General features: G+C 69.1%; 16 protein-coding genes. 8 read left to right on the top strand and 8 right to left on the bottom strand.

The annotated features are described in order from the left end of the window. Positions 1–50: 50 nt before the first annotated feature. Both ACFOW8_RS19720 and ACFOW8_RS19715 read left to right on the top strand, forming a co-directional pair. The gene (locus ACFOW8_RS19720; RefSeq protein ID WP_378552370.1) at positions 51–650 is read left to right on the top strand and encodes a lipocalin family protein; all 600 of its coding nucleotides are present in this window, start codon (positions 51–53) and stop codon (positions 648–650) included. Beyond that, on the top strand, positions 647–1969 hold the full coding sequence (locus tag ACFOW8_RS19715; protein ID WP_378552369.1) for a cryptochrome/photolyase family protein: 1323 nt from the start codon (positions 647–649) through the stop codon (positions 1967–1969). The genes ACFOW8_RS19720 and ACFOW8_RS19715 overlap by 4 nt, the downstream gene beginning before the upstream one ends. Before the next feature lie 9 nt (positions 1970–1978). Here ACFOW8_RS19715 and ACFOW8_RS19710 read toward each other — a convergent pair whose 3' ends face one another. From ACFOW8_RS19710 to ACFOW8_RS19700, 3 genes are all read right to left on the bottom strand, one after another. Next, entirely contained in the window at positions 1979–2134 is a 156-nt protein-coding gene (locus tag ACFOW8_RS19710) for a hypothetical protein (protein ID WP_378552366.1), read from the bottom strand. 75 nt (positions 2135–2209) lie between these two features. After that, a complete protein-coding gene (locus ACFOW8_RS19705) occupies positions 2210–2941 on the bottom strand; it encodes a glucose 1-dehydrogenase (protein WP_378552365.1) in 732 nt (243 codons plus the stop codon). Between the two features lie 97 nt (positions 2942–3038). Beyond that, positions 3039–3674: a hypothetical protein gene (locus tag ACFOW8_RS19700; protein WP_378552363.1), complete on the bottom strand. Its 636-nt coding sequence runs from the start codon at positions 3672–3674 to the stop codon at positions 3039–3041. Between the two features lie 195 nt (positions 3675–3869). Between ACFOW8_RS19700 and ACFOW8_RS19695 the strand changes: the two genes are divergently transcribed. The 4 genes from ACFOW8_RS19695 to ACFOW8_RS19680 all read left to right on the top strand — a co-directional run bounded on the left by ACFOW8_RS19695 (position 3870) and on the right by ACFOW8_RS19680 (position 7017). Beyond that, the gene (locus ACFOW8_RS19695) at positions 3870–4967 is read left to right on the top strand and encodes a WD40/YVTN/BNR-like repeat-containing protein (protein ID WP_378552361.1); all 1098 of its coding nucleotides are present in this window, start codon (positions 3870–3872) and stop codon (positions 4965–4967) included. Between the two features lie 3 nt (positions 4968–4970). After that, a complete protein-coding gene (locus ACFOW8_RS19690) occupies positions 4971–5243 on the top strand; it encodes a MoaD/ThiS family protein (protein WP_378552359.1) in 273 nt (90 codons plus the stop codon). 305 nt (positions 5244–5548) lie between these two features. Further along, a complete protein-coding gene (locus ACFOW8_RS19685; protein WP_378552358.1) occupies positions 5549–5764 on the top strand; it encodes a hypothetical protein in 216 nt (71 codons plus the stop codon). Further along, a complete protein-coding gene (locus ACFOW8_RS19680) occupies positions 5761–7017 on the top strand; it encodes a hypothetical protein (protein ID WP_378552357.1) in 1257 nt (418 codons plus the stop codon). Before ACFOW8_RS19685 ends, ACFOW8_RS19680 begins: the two co-directional genes overlap by 4 nt. Positions 7018–7025: 8 nt before the next feature. Here the strand turns inward: ACFOW8_RS19680 and ACFOW8_RS19675 are convergent, their stop codons facing one another. The 3 genes from ACFOW8_RS19675 to ACFOW8_RS19665 all read right to left on the bottom strand — a co-directional run bounded on the left by ACFOW8_RS19675 (position 7026) and on the right by ACFOW8_RS19665 (position 10068). Further along, the gene (locus ACFOW8_RS19675) at positions 7026–7904 is read right to left on the bottom strand and encodes an ATP-grasp domain-containing protein (RefSeq protein WP_378552355.1); all 879 of its coding nucleotides are present in this window, start codon (positions 7902–7904) and stop codon (positions 7026–7028) included. A 40-nt stretch (positions 7905–7944) separates the two neighbouring features. Then, positions 7945–8637 (bottom strand): guanitoxin biosynthesis heme-dependent pre-guanitoxin N-hydroxylase GntA, encoded by a 693-nt coding sequence (gene gntA / locus ACFOW8_RS19670; RefSeq protein WP_378552354.1) that lies wholly within the window; start codon positions 8635–8637, stop codon positions 7945–7947. A 546-nt stretch (positions 8638–9183) separates the two neighbouring features. Then, positions 9184–10068: a helix-turn-helix domain-containing protein gene (locus ACFOW8_RS19665; RefSeq protein WP_378552451.1), complete on the bottom strand. Its 885-nt coding sequence runs from the start codon at positions 10066–10068 to the stop codon at positions 9184–9186. Positions 10069–10161: 93 nt separating this feature from the next. On the opposite strand from ACFOW8_RS19665, the gene ACFOW8_RS19660 reads away from it, so the two are divergent. Continuing rightward, on the top strand, positions 10162–10953 hold the full coding sequence (locus tag ACFOW8_RS19660) for an SDR family oxidoreductase (RefSeq protein ID WP_378552352.1): 792 nt from the start codon (positions 10162–10164) through the stop codon (positions 10951–10953). Positions 10954–10964: 11 nt separating this feature from the next. After that, entirely contained in the window at positions 10965–12065 is a 1101-nt protein-coding gene (locus tag ACFOW8_RS19655) for an NAD(P)H-dependent amine dehydrogenase family protein (RefSeq protein WP_378552351.1), read from the top strand. 97 nt (positions 12066–12162) lie between these two features. On the opposite strand, the gene ACFOW8_RS19650 is transcribed toward ACFOW8_RS19655, so the two are convergent. Continuing rightward, positions 12163–13167 (bottom strand): Fic family protein, encoded by a 1005-nt coding sequence (locus ACFOW8_RS19650; protein ID WP_378552348.1) that lies wholly within the window; start codon positions 13165–13167, stop codon positions 12163–12165. Positions 13168–13813: 646 nt separating this feature from the next. Next, positions 13814–14809, bottom strand: coding sequence for a thioredoxin family protein (locus tag ACFOW8_RS19645; protein ID WP_378552346.1), 996 nt, complete (start codon positions 14807–14809; stop codon positions 13814–13816). Positions 14810–15124: the final 315 nt, after the last annotated feature.

Below are 15124 nucleotides of genomic sequence, written 5' to 3'. Positions count from 1 at the left end.
ATGCATCGTTCATTGATAGTCTGTCAGCACCATCGATCCGAGGAGTTCTCGTGCGCATCATCGGTCCCACTGTTTCGCTCCGACTGACACTGGTCGCGTGTGCGGCATCGGCCGCTGCGGCGCTCTCGCCCGCGACGGCCAACGCCGCACCCCCGGCGCCGGTCTCCTCGCTCGATGTCGACCGGTACCTGGGCGTCTGGCATCAACTGGCCGCGGTCCCAGCCCCGTTCAGCCTCGCCTGCGCAGGCGACACCACCGCCACCTACACCCGTCAGGACGACGGCACGGTCGGCGTATACAACCGTTGCCGTACCTGGTCGGGCGGCACCGACGAGATCCGGGGCACCGCGACGGTGACCGACCCCGTCACCCGCGCCCAGCTGCGGGTCTCCTTCCCCGGCGTACCCGGCCAGGGTGGTGACGCCCCGAACTACATCGTCACCGCGCTCGGCCCCGACTACTCCTGGGCTCATGTCACCGATCCGAGCAGGCTGTCCGGCTTCGTCCTGTCGCGCACCCCCTCACTCGACGCCGCCACCTGGGCCGATATCGACGCCGCGATCGTGGCCGCGGGCCAGCAACCGTGTCTGTTCCTGACCACCCCGACCACCGGCGGCCGCTCCGACCTCACCCCGCTGTGCGCCCGATGAGCGTGTCGATCGCGCTGTTCACCCGCGACCTGCGGATCGCCGACAACCCGGTACTCACCGCCGCGCACCGCGAGTCCGACGCGGTGGTGCCGCTGTTCGTCGTCGACGACGGCATCGTCCCCGACCGCTGCCCACCCAACCGCGCGGTGTTTCTCAGCAGCGCGCTCGCCGAACTCGACGAACGACTGCGCGGCATCGGGGGCAGGCTGGTGGTGCGGCACGGTCGCGTCCCCGATCAGCTGGCCCGGATCGTGCGCGAAACCGGCGCCCGCAGTGTGCATCTCGCCGACGACGTCAGCGCCTTCGCCGCCCACCGCATGCGGACGGTGCGCGAGAGTCTGGCGGCCGCCGGTTGCGCGGTGCACACGCACAGTGCGGTCGTCACCGCCGCGGACCCGGCCGCGCTCACCCCGGCTACCGGCCGCGACCACTACGCCGTGTTCACCCCGTACTTCCGCCGCTGGCTCGACGCCCCTCAGCGCCGCCCGCTCGGTGCGCCCCGCGCGCTGACCGTGCCCGAACTGGCGAGCGATCCGCTGCCCGGCCCCGCGGAGCTCTCGCACGGCGACCCGTCACCGAATTGCCCACGCGGCGGCGAGATCACCGGCCGGGTCTTGCTGCACAAGTGGCTGGCCGGCCCGGTCGACGACTACGCCGACCGCGGCGACGACCTGGCCGCCGACGCCACCTCACAGCTGTCGCCCTACCTGCATTTCGGCTGTCTGTCCCCGGTCGAGCTCGTGCACCGAACCGACCTGGCCACCGAGGGCGGCCACGCCTTCGCCCGTCAGCTCGCGTGGCGCGATTTCCACCATCAGCTGCTGTCGGCGCGCCCCGAGACCGCATGGACCAGCTATCGTCCCGGCCCGTTCGACATCCGCGACGACCCCGGCGCTGTCGCCGCGTGGCAGGCGGCCCGGACCGGCTATCCGATCGTCGACGCCGCTATGCGCCAGCTCGTCACCGACGGCTGGTTGCCCGGCCGGGCGCGCCTGATCACGGCGTCGTTCTTCGCCAAATCCCTGCGCCTGGACTGGCGGATCGGCGCCGCCCACTTCCTGCACTGGCTCGTCGACGCCGACCTGGCCAACAACCAGCTCAACTGGCAGTGGGCGGCGGGCACCGGCACCGATACCCGCCCCTACCGCACGCTCAACCCGCTGCGCCAGGCCGAGCGCTTCGATCCCGACGGCACGTATGTGCGCCGGTGGCTGCCCGGCCTGGCCCATCTCGACGGGCCTGCCATTCATCGCCCGTGGCGCGCTGGGGTCCCGCGATCGGTCTATCCGGCACCGCTGATCGAGGTCGCCGGCATGTGACCGCGTGAACTACCCCGCGAGCCTGCGCATGAAATCCTCGGTCACGTCCACCGCGGGCACTCCGGCCTCGGACGCCCTGGTCTCCACCGAGGTCGCCTCGACGTAGGCCACCGGCTCCGGCGGCAGCTGCCGCCACTTCGCGCGCGGATCAACTTCTTCGGACATCCCGACCCCCTCTGTTTCGGCTTGTCTCCAGGATAGCGAAGATTCCGAAACCATTGGGGGCCAAGGATTCCTCGACTACCCCTTGTGCGGCACCCCGACCGTGAGCCCCCCGTCGACGACGAACTCCGCGCCCGTCGAGTACGACGACTCGTCCGAGGCCAGATACGCCACCAGCGCCGACACCTCGTCCGGCTCGGCCGCCCGCCGCACCGGAATCTGCAGGAAGTCCGCCGGAATGCCCTCGGTCATCGGCGTGCTGATCAGCCCCGGATGCACCGAGTTCACCCGGATGCCCTGCGGTGCCAGCTCCAGCGCCGCCGACTTGGTCAACCCGCGCACCGCGAACTTGGTCGCGACATATCCGTGCAGTCCCGGGCTGCCGCGCATCCCCTCGACCGAGGAGATGTTCACGATCGACCCGCCGCCCGTCATCGCGGGCACCGCGGCCTGCATCCCGAGGAAGGTCCCGGTCAGGTTGATGTCGATGATCCGCTGCCATTCGTCGAGCGCGAAGTCCACCAGCAGGTTCCCGTTCGCGATCCCCGCGTTGTTCACCAGCACGTGCAGCCCGCCGAAGGTCTCCACCGCCGCCGCGACCGCCGCGGCCCACTGTTCGGGCTCGCGCACATCGAGGTGCCGGTAGATCGCGGCGTCCCCGAGTTCCTTCGCGACCACGGCGCCCTCGTCGTCGAGCACGTCACCGAGGACCACCGACGCGCCTTCGGCGACGAAGCGCCGCGCGTGCGCGGCCCCCATCCCGCGCGCACCACCGCTGATCACCGCGACCTTGCCGGCCAACCGTCCCATGTCCACATTCCTCCTCGCGAGAACTGAGCCGGTTCTCACCGTAGGAGGACGGGTGGTTTCTCGTGGCGATATGCGAATTCGCCGCTACGACAGCCGCTCAGCAGGTCAGGTTGGCTGCCCCGTAGGAGGAGAACGACACGTGCACGTGGTCGTAGTGGTTCTGGGTCGGGCTGCCCCGGTCCTCCATGTAGGACCAGCCGCTGCCGTCGTTGTATTGCTGCTGCCAGATCACGTAGGTGACCCCGAAGCGGGCCTTGTTGGCCAGGATGAACGCGGCGATCGCATCGCCCTGCGCCGGGTTGGCGGTCATGATGTCGAGCGCGAGACCGGCGCCGTGGTCACCGTCGAAGCGCCCGTGCGCACCGCCGATGTCGGAGAGCCCGAACATCTTCTGCACCATGTGGCTGACCTGCGCGACGTGCGGCCGGGTGCCCTTCCACTCGGTCGAGCACGGATACTTCGCCTTCAGCGCCGACAGCCTGGCGCCCTCGTCGTCGGCGGCCACCGGCGGCGGTCCCGGCGGCTCGGGCGGGGCGTCGTGGATGAGCGCGGGCAGCGCGTCGAGCTCGACCGCCGAGGGCGTGTGCGGTTCCACCGCGCTCACCTGCTGCACCTCGGTCGTGGCTGGTCGCAGTGCCATCCAGATCATCGCGGGCACCGTCGCGGCGAGGCTGACCACGGTCAGGGATGCGCGGCCCGTCGGGGCCGCGGGGGTGCGATGTTGACCAGCCACGTTTTCAATCACCAGCTACTAGTCGAGAACAGGGTCTCTGTCAGATTACGAAATGGTCGCGAAAATGTCACGCTCGTGCGACGGGTCGTGCACGATCGGACAAGTATCCCTCATCCGCGGCGTTTGCGTGGTCCTATCGCGCGTGCGGAGTACGCTCGTGTCGTTCGCGCCGGTGCGACGGCCTGGAGGTCGGCAATGGACGTGCTCCTCGGAATCGGGACCCGCAAGGGATTGTTCCTGGCCCGCAGTACCGACGGCCGGGCGACCTGGACCGTGCGTCCGCCGCAGTTCCCGGTCGCCGACGTGAAGGCACTCGCCATCGATACCCGCCGCGCCACCCCGCGCCTGTTCGCCGGCGTCCTCGACAGCCACTTCGGCCCGACCCTCGTCACCAGCGACGACCTGGGCGACACCTGGACCGAACCCGACGACGCGCCGCTCGCCTTCCCCGACGACACCGACGCGGCCCTGCGTGGTGTGTGGCAGATCGCCCCGGCCACCGCCGCCGAACCCGATGTCGTCTACGCGGGCGTCGAACCGTCTGCCCTGTTCCGATCCGTCGACGGCGGTAGCACTTTCAGCCTCGTCCGCGGCCTGTGGGAGCATCCACATCGGCCGCAGTGGGAGCCGGGCGGCGGCGGCCTCGCCCTGCACACCGTGCTCCCCCACCCCACCGACACCCGGCGCCTCGCCGTCGCCATGTCCACCGGCGGCGTCTACCAGACCGACGACGGCGGCACCTCGTGGCGACCGACCAACCACGGCGTCACCGCCGACTTCCTGCCCGGCGAACTCCCCGAATGGGGCCAGTGCGTGCACAAGGTCGCCCGCGACGCCGAGTCACCGAGCACCCTGTTCCTGCAGAATCACGGCGGCGTATTCCGCAGCACCGACGACGGCACCACCTGGCAGTCCATCGACTCCACACTGCCCCCAGCCAATTTCGGCTTCCCCATCGTCGCCCACCCGCGCCGCCCCGGCGTCGTCTACACCTTCCCGCTCGTCGCCGACATGGACCGCTTCCGCTTCCCCCCGGAGGCCCGCTGCGCGGTCTACCGCAGCGAAGACGCCGGCGACACCTGGACACCGTCCACCGACGGCCTGCCCACCGTCCCCTTCTGGGCCGCCGTCATGCGTGACGCCATGACCGCCGACGACGCCGACCCCACCGGCATCTACTTCGGCACCCGCAACGGCGAGGTCTACTGCAGCCCCGACGAAGGCGACCACTGGCACCTCGTCGCCGACAAACTCCCCGACGTCCTCTGCGTCCGCGCCGCCGTCATCGGCTGACCCATGGCCCGCCTCGTCCTCCCCGCCCAACTACGCCCCTATGTCGACGGCGCCAAAGAACTCACCCTCGACGCCCCCACCCTCGGCACCGCCCTCGACCTGCTGCGCACCCACTCCCCCGCCCTCGAACGCCGCCTCCGCGACGAACGCGGCACCCTCCGCCGCTACGTCAACTTCTACATAGACGGCGACGAATGCCGCACCCTCGCCGGTGCGGATACCCCGTTGTCCGCCGACTCCGAACTCATGATCATCCCGGCGGTCGCGGGCGGGTAGTCGCATCGGCGAGCTGATTCAATGCACCGTGATCCGATCCGGGTGCGGTAGCAACTGGGCGACCTGACACCCCGGGTCGCGACGGCGCGACAGTACGGGATCTGGTTCGAGTAAGCCTCCGCGCCCGATAGCAACGTGGTCACTACGTCGACTTCGCAGCCGGTGAGCCGACGAGGCCGAAGGGGAGCACTCACGCGTACCGACTCAACGGCCGGCACCCCGCGAGATACCTCGCAATGCGGCGCCGAGATCACCCAACTATCGTGTAACCGCAACTCCCCCAACAGAATCAAAGGAGTCACCCGGTGCCGGATCGCCTGGACCAGCTGACCGCAACCCTCGGCACCCCACCTCCGCCGGAGTTCGCGGCACTGCACGTCGACGACCTGGCCCTGCTCGATTCCCAGGTCCGCTCCGCCCTGGCCGCCCGCGAGGCCGCGATGGACGAGGCGCTGGGCGCCGGCATGCATCTGATCCCCCGCGTGGCTCGCCCCGCTGTCCGGAAGGTCCTCGGTCTATGACCACTTTGCGCCACACGATGGCCGAGATCGCGAAGCTGGCCCGCGTTCTCGATGTCGATCCCGCCGAGCTGGATTTCCTGACCGCGCAGCCTGCTTCGGCGATCAAGGCGTTCCGTGACCAGGTCAGCGACGAGATGTCGGCCCGCGATGTCCTGCGCATGCAGCGCCTCGCCGCCGCGGTGAAACTGGTCCCGAAGCCGATCGCCGCGCTGGTGGCGGAGAAGGCGCTCGGCCCGGCGCTGACCGCCGCGGTGGCCGGTGCTGTCGACCCGGTCCGCGCGGTCGCCATCGCCGAGTCGCTGTCGCCGAAGTTCCTCGCCGACGCCACGGTCCTGCTCGACCCGAAACGCGCCGCGGAGGTGATCGCCCGCGTCCCCGACACGATGGCCGCCGAGGTGGCCCGCGAACTGATCGAGCGCGGCGACTACCTCACCATGGGCCGCCTGGCGGGCGCCATGCCGGAATCCGTGCTCTGGGCGGCACTTCCACAGGCCGCCGACAGCGACATCCTCCAGGTCGGCCTGCATCTGGAGGACAGTTCCCAGGCCGAACGCCTGCTCGGCATGGTCACCGACCGTGTCCCCGGCATGGTCGCCGCCATGTACGCCGAGCAGAAGTGGGCCGACGCCATCTCCCTGCTCGACATCATCGGCCCGGCCGAACGCGCCCGCATGGCCGATATCGTCGCCCAGCAGGAGGACGAGATCCTCGACGGTCTGCTCACCGCCGTTGCCGCGCTCGACGCCTGGGACGCCCTGCTCCCGGTGGCCGCCGACATGGCGATCACCGGCCTGCAACGCCTGGCCCAGCGCCCCGTCATGCACGACCCGGACACCTTGGCCCGCGTCTCCGACATCTCCCTCACCCAGGGCCTGTGGCTGGACCTGCTGCCGCTCGTGCCGCATCTCGACCAGGCCCAGCAGCACAGCATCGCCACCCGAGTCCTCGCCGAGGACGACGACGCCTTGCGCGCCCTCATCCTCCAGGGCACCTCGCATGCCCCCACGGTCCTGCCCCTCGCGGTGTCGATCCCCGGCCCGTCCCGGACCCGGGTGCTCACTCTGCTCGAGAATCTTCCCGAGCTGGACTCCCTGGTCGACCTTCTCGACGCCGAGCACACCGCAGCCTGGAACACGGTGACCGCCCTCGACGCCGAACTCCCCGACCGATGCCGCAAGCTCCTCGTCGTCCGGGCATCGACCTGCGGTCTGGCGGACATCGCGGAAACGCTGGCACCCCAGCCGGCACGCTGACCGCATCGTCACCGCGCGACAAGCCGCCCGATCAGCGCCGTCGCGTCCACTGTCGACGGCAGGTCGCTGACCTGTCCGTCGCCGACTTCGATCACCCGCCAGCTGCCATCGGCCCTGCGCGCGACGTCGGTGGTCACGAACCGGCAGCCGAGCGCGGATACCGCCCGCGCCACCGCCGAGAGGTCGGGTTCGGGGCATACCGTCGGATCGTCAGGGTGTGGTCCGACCAGCGCCGGTTCCCCGTCGAGCCACCAGACCCTGGCCTCGACCGCCCTGCCGCCGCCGTCTTCGGTGAAGTCCTCGAACCGGCGCAGCACGATCCCACCGGCCAGGTACCGCCCCTGCAACTCGACGAACCGCTCGACGATGCGCCGCAGTGCAGAGCCATCGCCCAGGTCGGGCACGTAACAGGCGGTGTCCCACTCGTGTTTGCGGGACTTCACGTAGTCCTTGACGATCCCCGGGCCCGCACCGAGCGCCCCGGCGAGTCCCGCCAGGACCGGCTCACCCGGCACCTTCCCCGGTGTCGTCGCCGCCCACCGGGACGGCGGTGTCAGCTCGGCGAAGATCTCATACCATCCCGGCAGCTCGTGGGCCTTCGCATAGTTCTCGGGCGATACCGCCAGCGCACAGCCGCGCTCCGCGAGCGCCCGAGCCAGCGCACGATAGCGATCCACCGGAATCATCCAGCCCCGGTACCACATCGGCCCACCCGACTTGGGCACCCGCCGCACGGCAGCGGCCGGATCGCCGCCCGAGAGCGCGTCGTGGTCCAGCAACGCGACCGTCCCACCCGCAGCCAGGACGGCGTCGGCCTGCGCGGCGAAATGGTCGTCGACCCGCCGGGGATTGAGGGGGTCCGAACAGAACAACAGGGTCGCGGGCATCGCCGAATTCTAGTGCCGGTCACCGCAAGACAGCGCCCGCTCAGGTGTGCTGAACACCCGCGAGCTCATGCTCGGCGATCCCGGGCCGCGCGCTGAACGGGCACTGCCAATCCTCGGCCTTGGGCCGCCCCGAGTACCGGCGCGCTTCCGAGAGCGTCTCGTACTCCATCAGATTCGGGTTGATGTCGCCCTGGAGCATGATGTCCTGCTTGCGGATCTTCTCCGCCAGCCGGTCCCACATCCCGTCGGCCTTGATCCGCGCGAACTGCTCGTGCGAGTTGAACGCCAGCATCGGGAACGGTGGCCGACGCCCGAACCGCCGATGCGTCTCGTGCAGGCCGATCACGAAGAACGGATGCCCCGCCACGCTGTAGCGGAATTCGCTGGACTGCGGATCCGACGAACACCCTGGCGCCCACGCGAACCGGTCCGCGTCCGCCTCGTGCAGCAGCTGCAGGTGTTCCCACAGCAGCTCCTCGAACCGCAGCTCGTCCACGCCGCGCGGCTGCTCGAAGGTCGCGATGAAACTGGTGAACTTGCGTGAGCTCCAGTCGGCGTCGCCGACGAACTCCGCCAGGTCCGCGGCCATCAGCCGCGCCGATTCTGCCCCACCCATGACGTCGTAGTGACAGTGGGTGATCCCGCCTTGGCGCCAAGCGGAGCGACCCGCCAGACAGGCGAACCGATCCCCGAGAAGGAAGCTCTCCAGCTCAGCCCGCGCATCCGTCGTCAATCCAGGCGTTCCTTTCCAACCACATCTCCAACCGAGCGGGTGTACTCCGAGCCACTCGGCGAATGCAGCCACCTCGCCCACACTGCGGCCTGATCCTGTCAGCCGACCAGCGGGATGCGCGAATCGGCCGAATCGACACCGACTATCATTTGCGCCGCTCGAGGCCCGAATCGAGTACACAAACGTGTCACGGATCACGTCTCGCGCTTTTAACACGCCGACCACGAATCGGTCATCTCCGCGTGTCGCTACCGGTCGGTCAGGTACCTCGAGAGCGTCGACTGCCTCGCCGCGCACCGACTGAACACCCACCTACGGCGCCCCGGCGGAACGGCCGGCCATCGACCGTTGTACTCGGATCGTCCAGGAAGCCGCGGACGGTGCCGGGGTCGAACTCGGCGACCAATTTTCTTCGCTTCACCACGGGCTGCGTGATCGCTCCGCACCGAATCCGAGCAGGATCCGCGCCTCCGTCCGCCCCAGCGCACAAGGCCGCTGGCGACGGTCGCGTCGGCCGAGTAGCCGAGATCGGCCAGGCACCCGCATCTAGCGCGAGCAGCTGTCCGCACGCAGGACCCCGGACAGCGCCTCCGCACCGGCCCGGATCGCCGCGACATATCCCGCGCGCTCACTCCCGCTGACCGCCGACCGCAGTGGCCCGATCTGCACCTCATAGGGCGCCGCCGCACCGTCGAACACCGGCGCCGACAGATAGCTCACCGGCATCGTCTCCGCGCTGTCGAGCTCGGTGTCGGTGTAGGGACGCGCGGTGAGCCGAGCCAGCTGACGCAGCACGCGGGCCCGCAACTCCGGCTGCACCACCTCACCACCGACCGCCCCGAGCAGCTCCGCGAGCACATCCACCAGACCGGCGTCGTCGGAGTCGGGACGAAACACCGCACAGCGATGCGTCGTGACGAACCGCAGCAGCGCCGGGGCACCGCGCCGCGCCGGACCGGTCGCACTCGCCGACCACACGCGCCGCTCGGCCTCGCTCCGCCACGGCATCACCGCGGCCCCCGCCGGATAGCCGAGGGGAATGGATTGCCCCACAGCGAGTCCGGGCACGATCCGTCCGCCCGGCGCGTACTCCTTGGCCACCACGGTGAGCCTGCCGTCCGCGATCCGGCTCAGTGTCACGCCGCAGTGCGCGGCCACCGCCAGTGCCCGCAACTCGGCGCTCACCGCTGCACTCGGCACCTCGGCGTCCACCGGGCGCAAGCCGGCCAGCGCGGGCCCTGGACCGAAGCGCCGGTCCCGATCGCGGCGCACCCAGCCCGCGTCGTCGAGCTCGGCGAGCACCGCCGTGACGGTGGCCCGCGCGAGACCGAGTGCCGAGGCCACTTCGGTCGCGGTCAACGGCCGGTCGGCGCGGGTCAGCAACTCCATCACCTCGATGACCCGGCGGGTCGGTGGCGACGCGGATTCCAGCATGACACCCCTTGTCCACGGCCCCGGTCGGCCCTACACTGCCTCGACTATTCGCCATACATTAGTCGAGTATTCGACGCGCAAGGTGGGATCATGATTCTCGACCAGTTCCGGCTCGACAACCGGGTCGCCGTCGTCACCGGCGCCGGGCGCGGTCTCGGCGCCGCGATCGCCGTCGCCTTCGCCCAGGCGGGCGCCGACGTGGTGATCGCCGCCCGCACCGAGGCAGACCTACGCGGGGTCGCCGACCAGGTGGGATCGGCAGGCCGCCGCGCCCACGTCGTCGTGGCCGACCTGGCCGACCCGAACGCCGTGGCCGAGCTCGCCGACATCGCCGTCCAGCAGTTCGGGCGCCTGGACATCGCCGTCAACAATGTCGGCGGCGCACTGCCGAAACCCCTCCTCGACACCACCCCCGACGATCTCGCCGAAGCCTTCACCTTCAATGTGGGCACCGCCCACGCCTTGGTGCGCGCGGCCGTCCCGCACATGCTGGCCACCACGGGCGCCGGATCGATCATCAACATCAGCTCGACCATGGGCAGGCTCCCCGGCCGCGCGTTCGCCGCCTACGCGACCGCCAAGGCCGGCCTCGCCCACTACACCCGCACCGCCGCCATGGATCTGAGCCCCCGCGTGCGAGTCAACGCCATCGCACCGGGCTCGATCCTCACCTCCGCCCTGGCGGTCGTCGCCGGAAACGACCAGCTGCGCACCCAGATGGAGCAGGCCACCCCCCTCGGCCGCCTCGGCGACCCCACCGATATCGCCGCCGCCGCCCTCTATCTCGCCTCCCCCGCCGGATCGTTCCTCACCGGAAAGGTCCTCGAGGTCGACGGCGGCCTCATCGCCCCGAATCTGACCATCCCCCTCCCCGACCTGTGAGGACACCGATCATGACCCACCGTGTAGTGCACTGGGGCACCGGCAATGTCGGACGCCACGCACTGGCAGGCGTACTGGCCGACCCCCGGCTCGAGCTGGTCGGCGTGCACGTATCCGGACCGGATAAAGCAGGCCGCGACGCCGCCGACCTCGCCGGAACCGGCACCGCCACCGGCATTCTCGCCACCACCGACGCCGACGACATCCTGGCGCTGCGCCCCGACTGCGTGGTCTACACCGCCATGACCGACAACCGGCTCATGGAAGCCCTGGCCGACCTGCGCATGCTGCTGTCGGCAGGCATCAATGTGGTGGCCAGCGCACCGGTGTTCCTCCAGTACCCCTGGCATGTCCTGCCCGCCGACCTCCTCGATCCGGTGGAACAAGCTGCCGCGCAGGGCGGTTCGTCGCTGTTCGTCAACGGCATCGATCCCGGTTTCGCCAACGACCTGCTGCCGTTGGCGCTGCTGGGCACCTGCCGCTCGGTCGAGCAGGTTCGCTGCCTCGAGATCGTCGACTATTCGACCTACGACAATCCCGCGGTGATGTTCGACATCATGGGCTTCGGCCGCCCCATCGACCAGACCCCACTGCTACTCCAACCCGGCGTCCTTTCCCTGGCCTGGGGCAGCGTGGTCCGCCAGCTCGCCGCGGGTCTCGACATCGAACTCGACAGCGTCACACAGAATTACGAACGCCTTCCCGCCCCGGAAACCTTCGACATCGCCTCCGGAACCATCCCCGCAGGCACCGCGGCCGCCCTCCGCTTCGAAGTACGCGGCATGGTCGGCGACCGCGCGGTCACCGTCCTCGAACACGTCACCCGCCTGCGCGCAGACCTGGCCCCCGACTGGCCCCACCCCGCCCGCACCGGCGGCTCCTACCGCATCGAGGTCACCGGCGAACCCCACTACACCCTCGACCTGGCCATGTTCAGCGACCACGGCGACCACAACCACGCCAGCCTCGTCGGCACCGCCATGCGCCTGGTCAACGCCGTCCCCGCCGTCATCGCCGCCGCCCCCGGCATCAGGACCACCCTCGACCTCCCGCTCATCACCGGGTCCGGGTTGGCCGCCCCGGAGCGACGGCCATCGGCCGACACCGCATAGCCCCGCACCCGGCGAACTCCTCGACACTGTCCGGGCTCGGCGAACTCCCCGGCCGACACCGCCCGTCGCGCCCACCAGCGAGATCGACCACCGGGCCTCACGGCGCGGTCAGTAGTTCCAAGAACTCGGCATTGATGAACACTCGGTCGCGACCGATCTTCACGTCCCGGATCATCCCGGCCTCAGCCAACCCGTTCAACCAGCCGGTCGCCGTCGGACGGGAAACGCCGCAGCGTTCCATCACTGTGGCGATGCGGCAGTAGGGCTGCTCGAACAGCACTGCCTGGAACTCCGAGTCCGAACCGCCCTTGCACACCACCCTGGCCCGCAGCGCGAAATCCTCCTGGAGCAGCCGAATGTTGTTGATCTTCGCCACTGTCGTCTCCGATGTCTGGGTGACACCAGCGAGGACGTACAGCAGCCAGGGCTCCCACGCACCCTCGGCCGTCACCGCACGCAGCCGACGGTAGTACTGGCGCTTGGTGTCGATGATGTAGCGCGAAAGGTAGAGCACCGGAAGCCGGAGCAGCCCCGCTTCCACCAGCATCAGCACATTCAGGATGCGCCCCGTTCGGCCGTTGCCGTCGGAGAAGGGATGGATAGCCTCGAACTGGTAGTGCGCCGCGGCCATGACGATCAGCGGATCCACCCCGTCCTCGGAGTGCACGAATCGCTCCCACTCGGCGAGCTTCGCCGCGATGACCTCCGCCCCTTCCGGCGGGCTGTAGATGATCTCGTTGGTCGCCGGGTTTCCGATCCGGGTACCCGGCAGATCGCGCAGCTTCATCTGCCTGTCCTTGATGATGCTGCACACCTCAACCGCTGTCGACGTCGTGAGCCCCCGCGCCGCGGTGTGATCGTGACCGATGCGCAGCGCATGCCGATACCGCAGCGTCTCCCGCGTCGCAGCGTCGGCATTGGCATCGTCTTCGATATGCCGGAACAACGCGTCGGTCGTGGTGACGATGTTCTCGATCGCGGAGCTGGCCTGCGCTTCCAGCAGCGGTATCGAGTTGATCAGCACTGTCGGGTTGGGCATGGCCAGCGCCGCCTGGTCGAGCTGCGCAAGCGCCCGGTTCGCCGCGATGGCCGCTTTCAGCACCGGCCGGGTTTCGAGGATCTCGGGATCGGGAACACTCGGAAGGTCGTTGTAGGGGACGTCCGGGCGCCAGGTGGTCATCCGCCAAACCTGACACACGCGCACTTATATGTAAAGTTTTTTCAGATTTCTTTACATGTTATGGCGACATGCGAAGTTTCTTTATACGCGATCCGCCGGCCCGCGAACGCTCCGCCAGGCTGTCGGCACAGATCAGGCCCACTGCGCGTCCGTCGTCAGCACCTGGCTATTCACCTACCTCGACTGCGGAGAAGACTCAGCTATCAGCCCGGAGCCAGTCCGCGCGAAACCGCCCCACCACCGCTCACGCAGCCAGCTGCGCCGCAGCTCATCACGGGACACTCCGAACCGATCACGCAGCAGCGGATCAGCAACAATTCGACCCACCGTCTCCGCGTCAGGCGGATATGGCCGCCCGCGTACCACCCACTCCCGACGCAACTCCGGGATACACACCTGAAGCTCGTCGAGTTCATCGATCAGGCACCCCGACCAATCCATCTCTTCGGGCTGGCCCTGAGCGCCGATCGAGTAGCCGAGATACTCGTTCCACACCGCATGCCGATCGACGACGCCCAGCGGACCTCTCCCTTCGGGAGACCGAACACCCGCACGGGTCAGCGGAAAGTCACCGATCGACAGGGGCGATATGTGGCTCGAGCTCAGCCACCAAACTCTCCTTGCCCCCGAACCCGATGACCCGGTGGATCTCCGCACCGTCCTGGAACAACAGCATCGCGGGAATCCCCCGGAACCCGAACCGTTCCCACACCCCGTCGAACTGGTCGACGTCGATCTTGCGCACAATGATCCGCCCCGCCCACTGCTCAGCCAATCCGGCGAGCACGGGGGTCACCTGTCGGCACGGCCCACACCACGCTGCCCAGAAGTCGACCAGCAGCGGCACTCCCGTCGAACTCTCCGCCGCGATGTCGTCCGGGCTGATGGCAGCCAGTTTCTCCCGCGCACCGAGATATTCGTGCTCCACCTGTGCCTCGTGCGCGAGCATCGCCGCGGCGACCCGCTCCCCGTTGGTCCGCACCCACGCGGTGAACTCGTCGAAACGCGGCCCCGGCGCGTCATGCTTACCCGCCGCCTCCGCGACCGCGGCAGTCAATGCCTGCACAGCCGCCCCGATGTGCTCACCACGCCCCTCGAGCCCGAATGCCCGCACGGTAACGGTGTCGCCCTCGCGGCTCAGCTCGCTGTCTCGCCACAGGCGAACCATGTACTGCTCGTCCTCGGTCACCCGCCACCGCAGCACACTCTCGCGCACCTGCGCGAGCTCCCGGCCAGCAACTTCCTCCTCCGACAGCCGCGATCCCCGTTCGCGAACATAGGCGGCGAACGGCTCGAACTCCGGCGTACCCGGACCACCACCGATCCGCTCCTGCAGCGCACCGAGCAATTCCTGATAGACCTCCCCCGCGCTACCGCCCTTCGCCCTCAGTTCGAACGCGGGCCAGTACCCACTGACGGCACCGTCGACATCCTCGACGTCGACACCTTCGAGCAACTTGACCAGATATGTACCGTCCCCCGGCAAACCGACAGTGAATTCGTGCCCGCGCTCCATGGCCCCCTCCAGGTACTCGCGTAGATGGATCCACGCTAACAGGTTCACCCCGAATCGTGGCCGCGATCACGACGGACGCCTCTTGCCCTCGCGTCCGTACTGCCGCGGCATCGTCGGCAACCCTCGTGCGCCCGGCCTCGCCTTCCACGACGCCGAACTCGGTATCGAAACAGTTGCGGAAGGCGACAGAGTGAGGGTTATGGTCAGCCGTCCAGTGTGTGGGCGCAACGAGAGTGAAGCGGAGTCGAGGTGCGGCAGGCGAGCGGTCGAGCGGTGGCAGTCTCCACAAGCAGCCTTCTCAGCGGCATCATCCTGGCCTACAGCATCCACCGCACAGTGGGCACCGGATGGACAGCCACGACC

It is taken from the genome of Nocardia rhizosphaerae (assembly GCF_042650365.1).
GTDB lineage: Bacteria > Actinomycetota > Actinomycetes > Mycobacteriales > Mycobacteriaceae > Nocardia > Nocardia rhizosphaerae.
The sequence above is the reverse complement of the archived record's forward strand: the minus strand, read 5'-3'. Positions and strand labels throughout refer to the sequence as shown.

Coding starts and splice junctions, on each gene's coding strand:
- ACFOW8_RS19715 (WP_378552369.1), top strand. CDS start 647: ATGAGCGTGTCGATCGCGCTGTTCACCCGCGACCTGCGGATCGCCGAC.
- ACFOW8_RS19710 (WP_378552366.1), bottom strand. CDS start 2,134: ATGTCCGAAGAAGTTGATCCGCGCGCGAAGTGGCGGCAGCTGCCGCCG.
- ACFOW8_RS19705 (WP_378552365.1), bottom strand. CDS start 2,941: ATGGGACGGTTGGCCGGCAAGGTCGCGGTGATCAGCGGTGGTGCGCGC.
- ACFOW8_RS19695 (WP_378552361.1), top strand. CDS start 3,870: ATGGACGTGCTCCTCGGAATCGGGACCCGCAAGGGATTGTTCCTGGCC.
- ACFOW8_RS19690 (WP_378552359.1), top strand. CDS start 4,971: ATGGCCCGCCTCGTCCTCCCCGCCCAACTACGCCCCTATGTCGACGGC.
- ACFOW8_RS19680 (WP_378552357.1), top strand. CDS start 5,761: ATGACCACTTTGCGCCACACGATGGCCGAGATCGCGAAGCTGGCCCGC.
- ACFOW8_RS19675 (WP_378552355.1), bottom strand. CDS start 7,904: ATGCCCGCGACCCTGTTGTTCTGTTCGGACCCCCTCAATCCCCGGCGG.
- ACFOW8_RS19660 (WP_378552352.1), top strand. CDS start 10,162: ATGATTCTCGACCAGTTCCGGCTCGACAACCGGGTCGCCGTCGTCACC.
- ACFOW8_RS19655 (WP_378552351.1), top strand. CDS start 10,965: ATGACCCACCGTGTAGTGCACTGGGGCACCGGCAATGTCGGACGCCAC.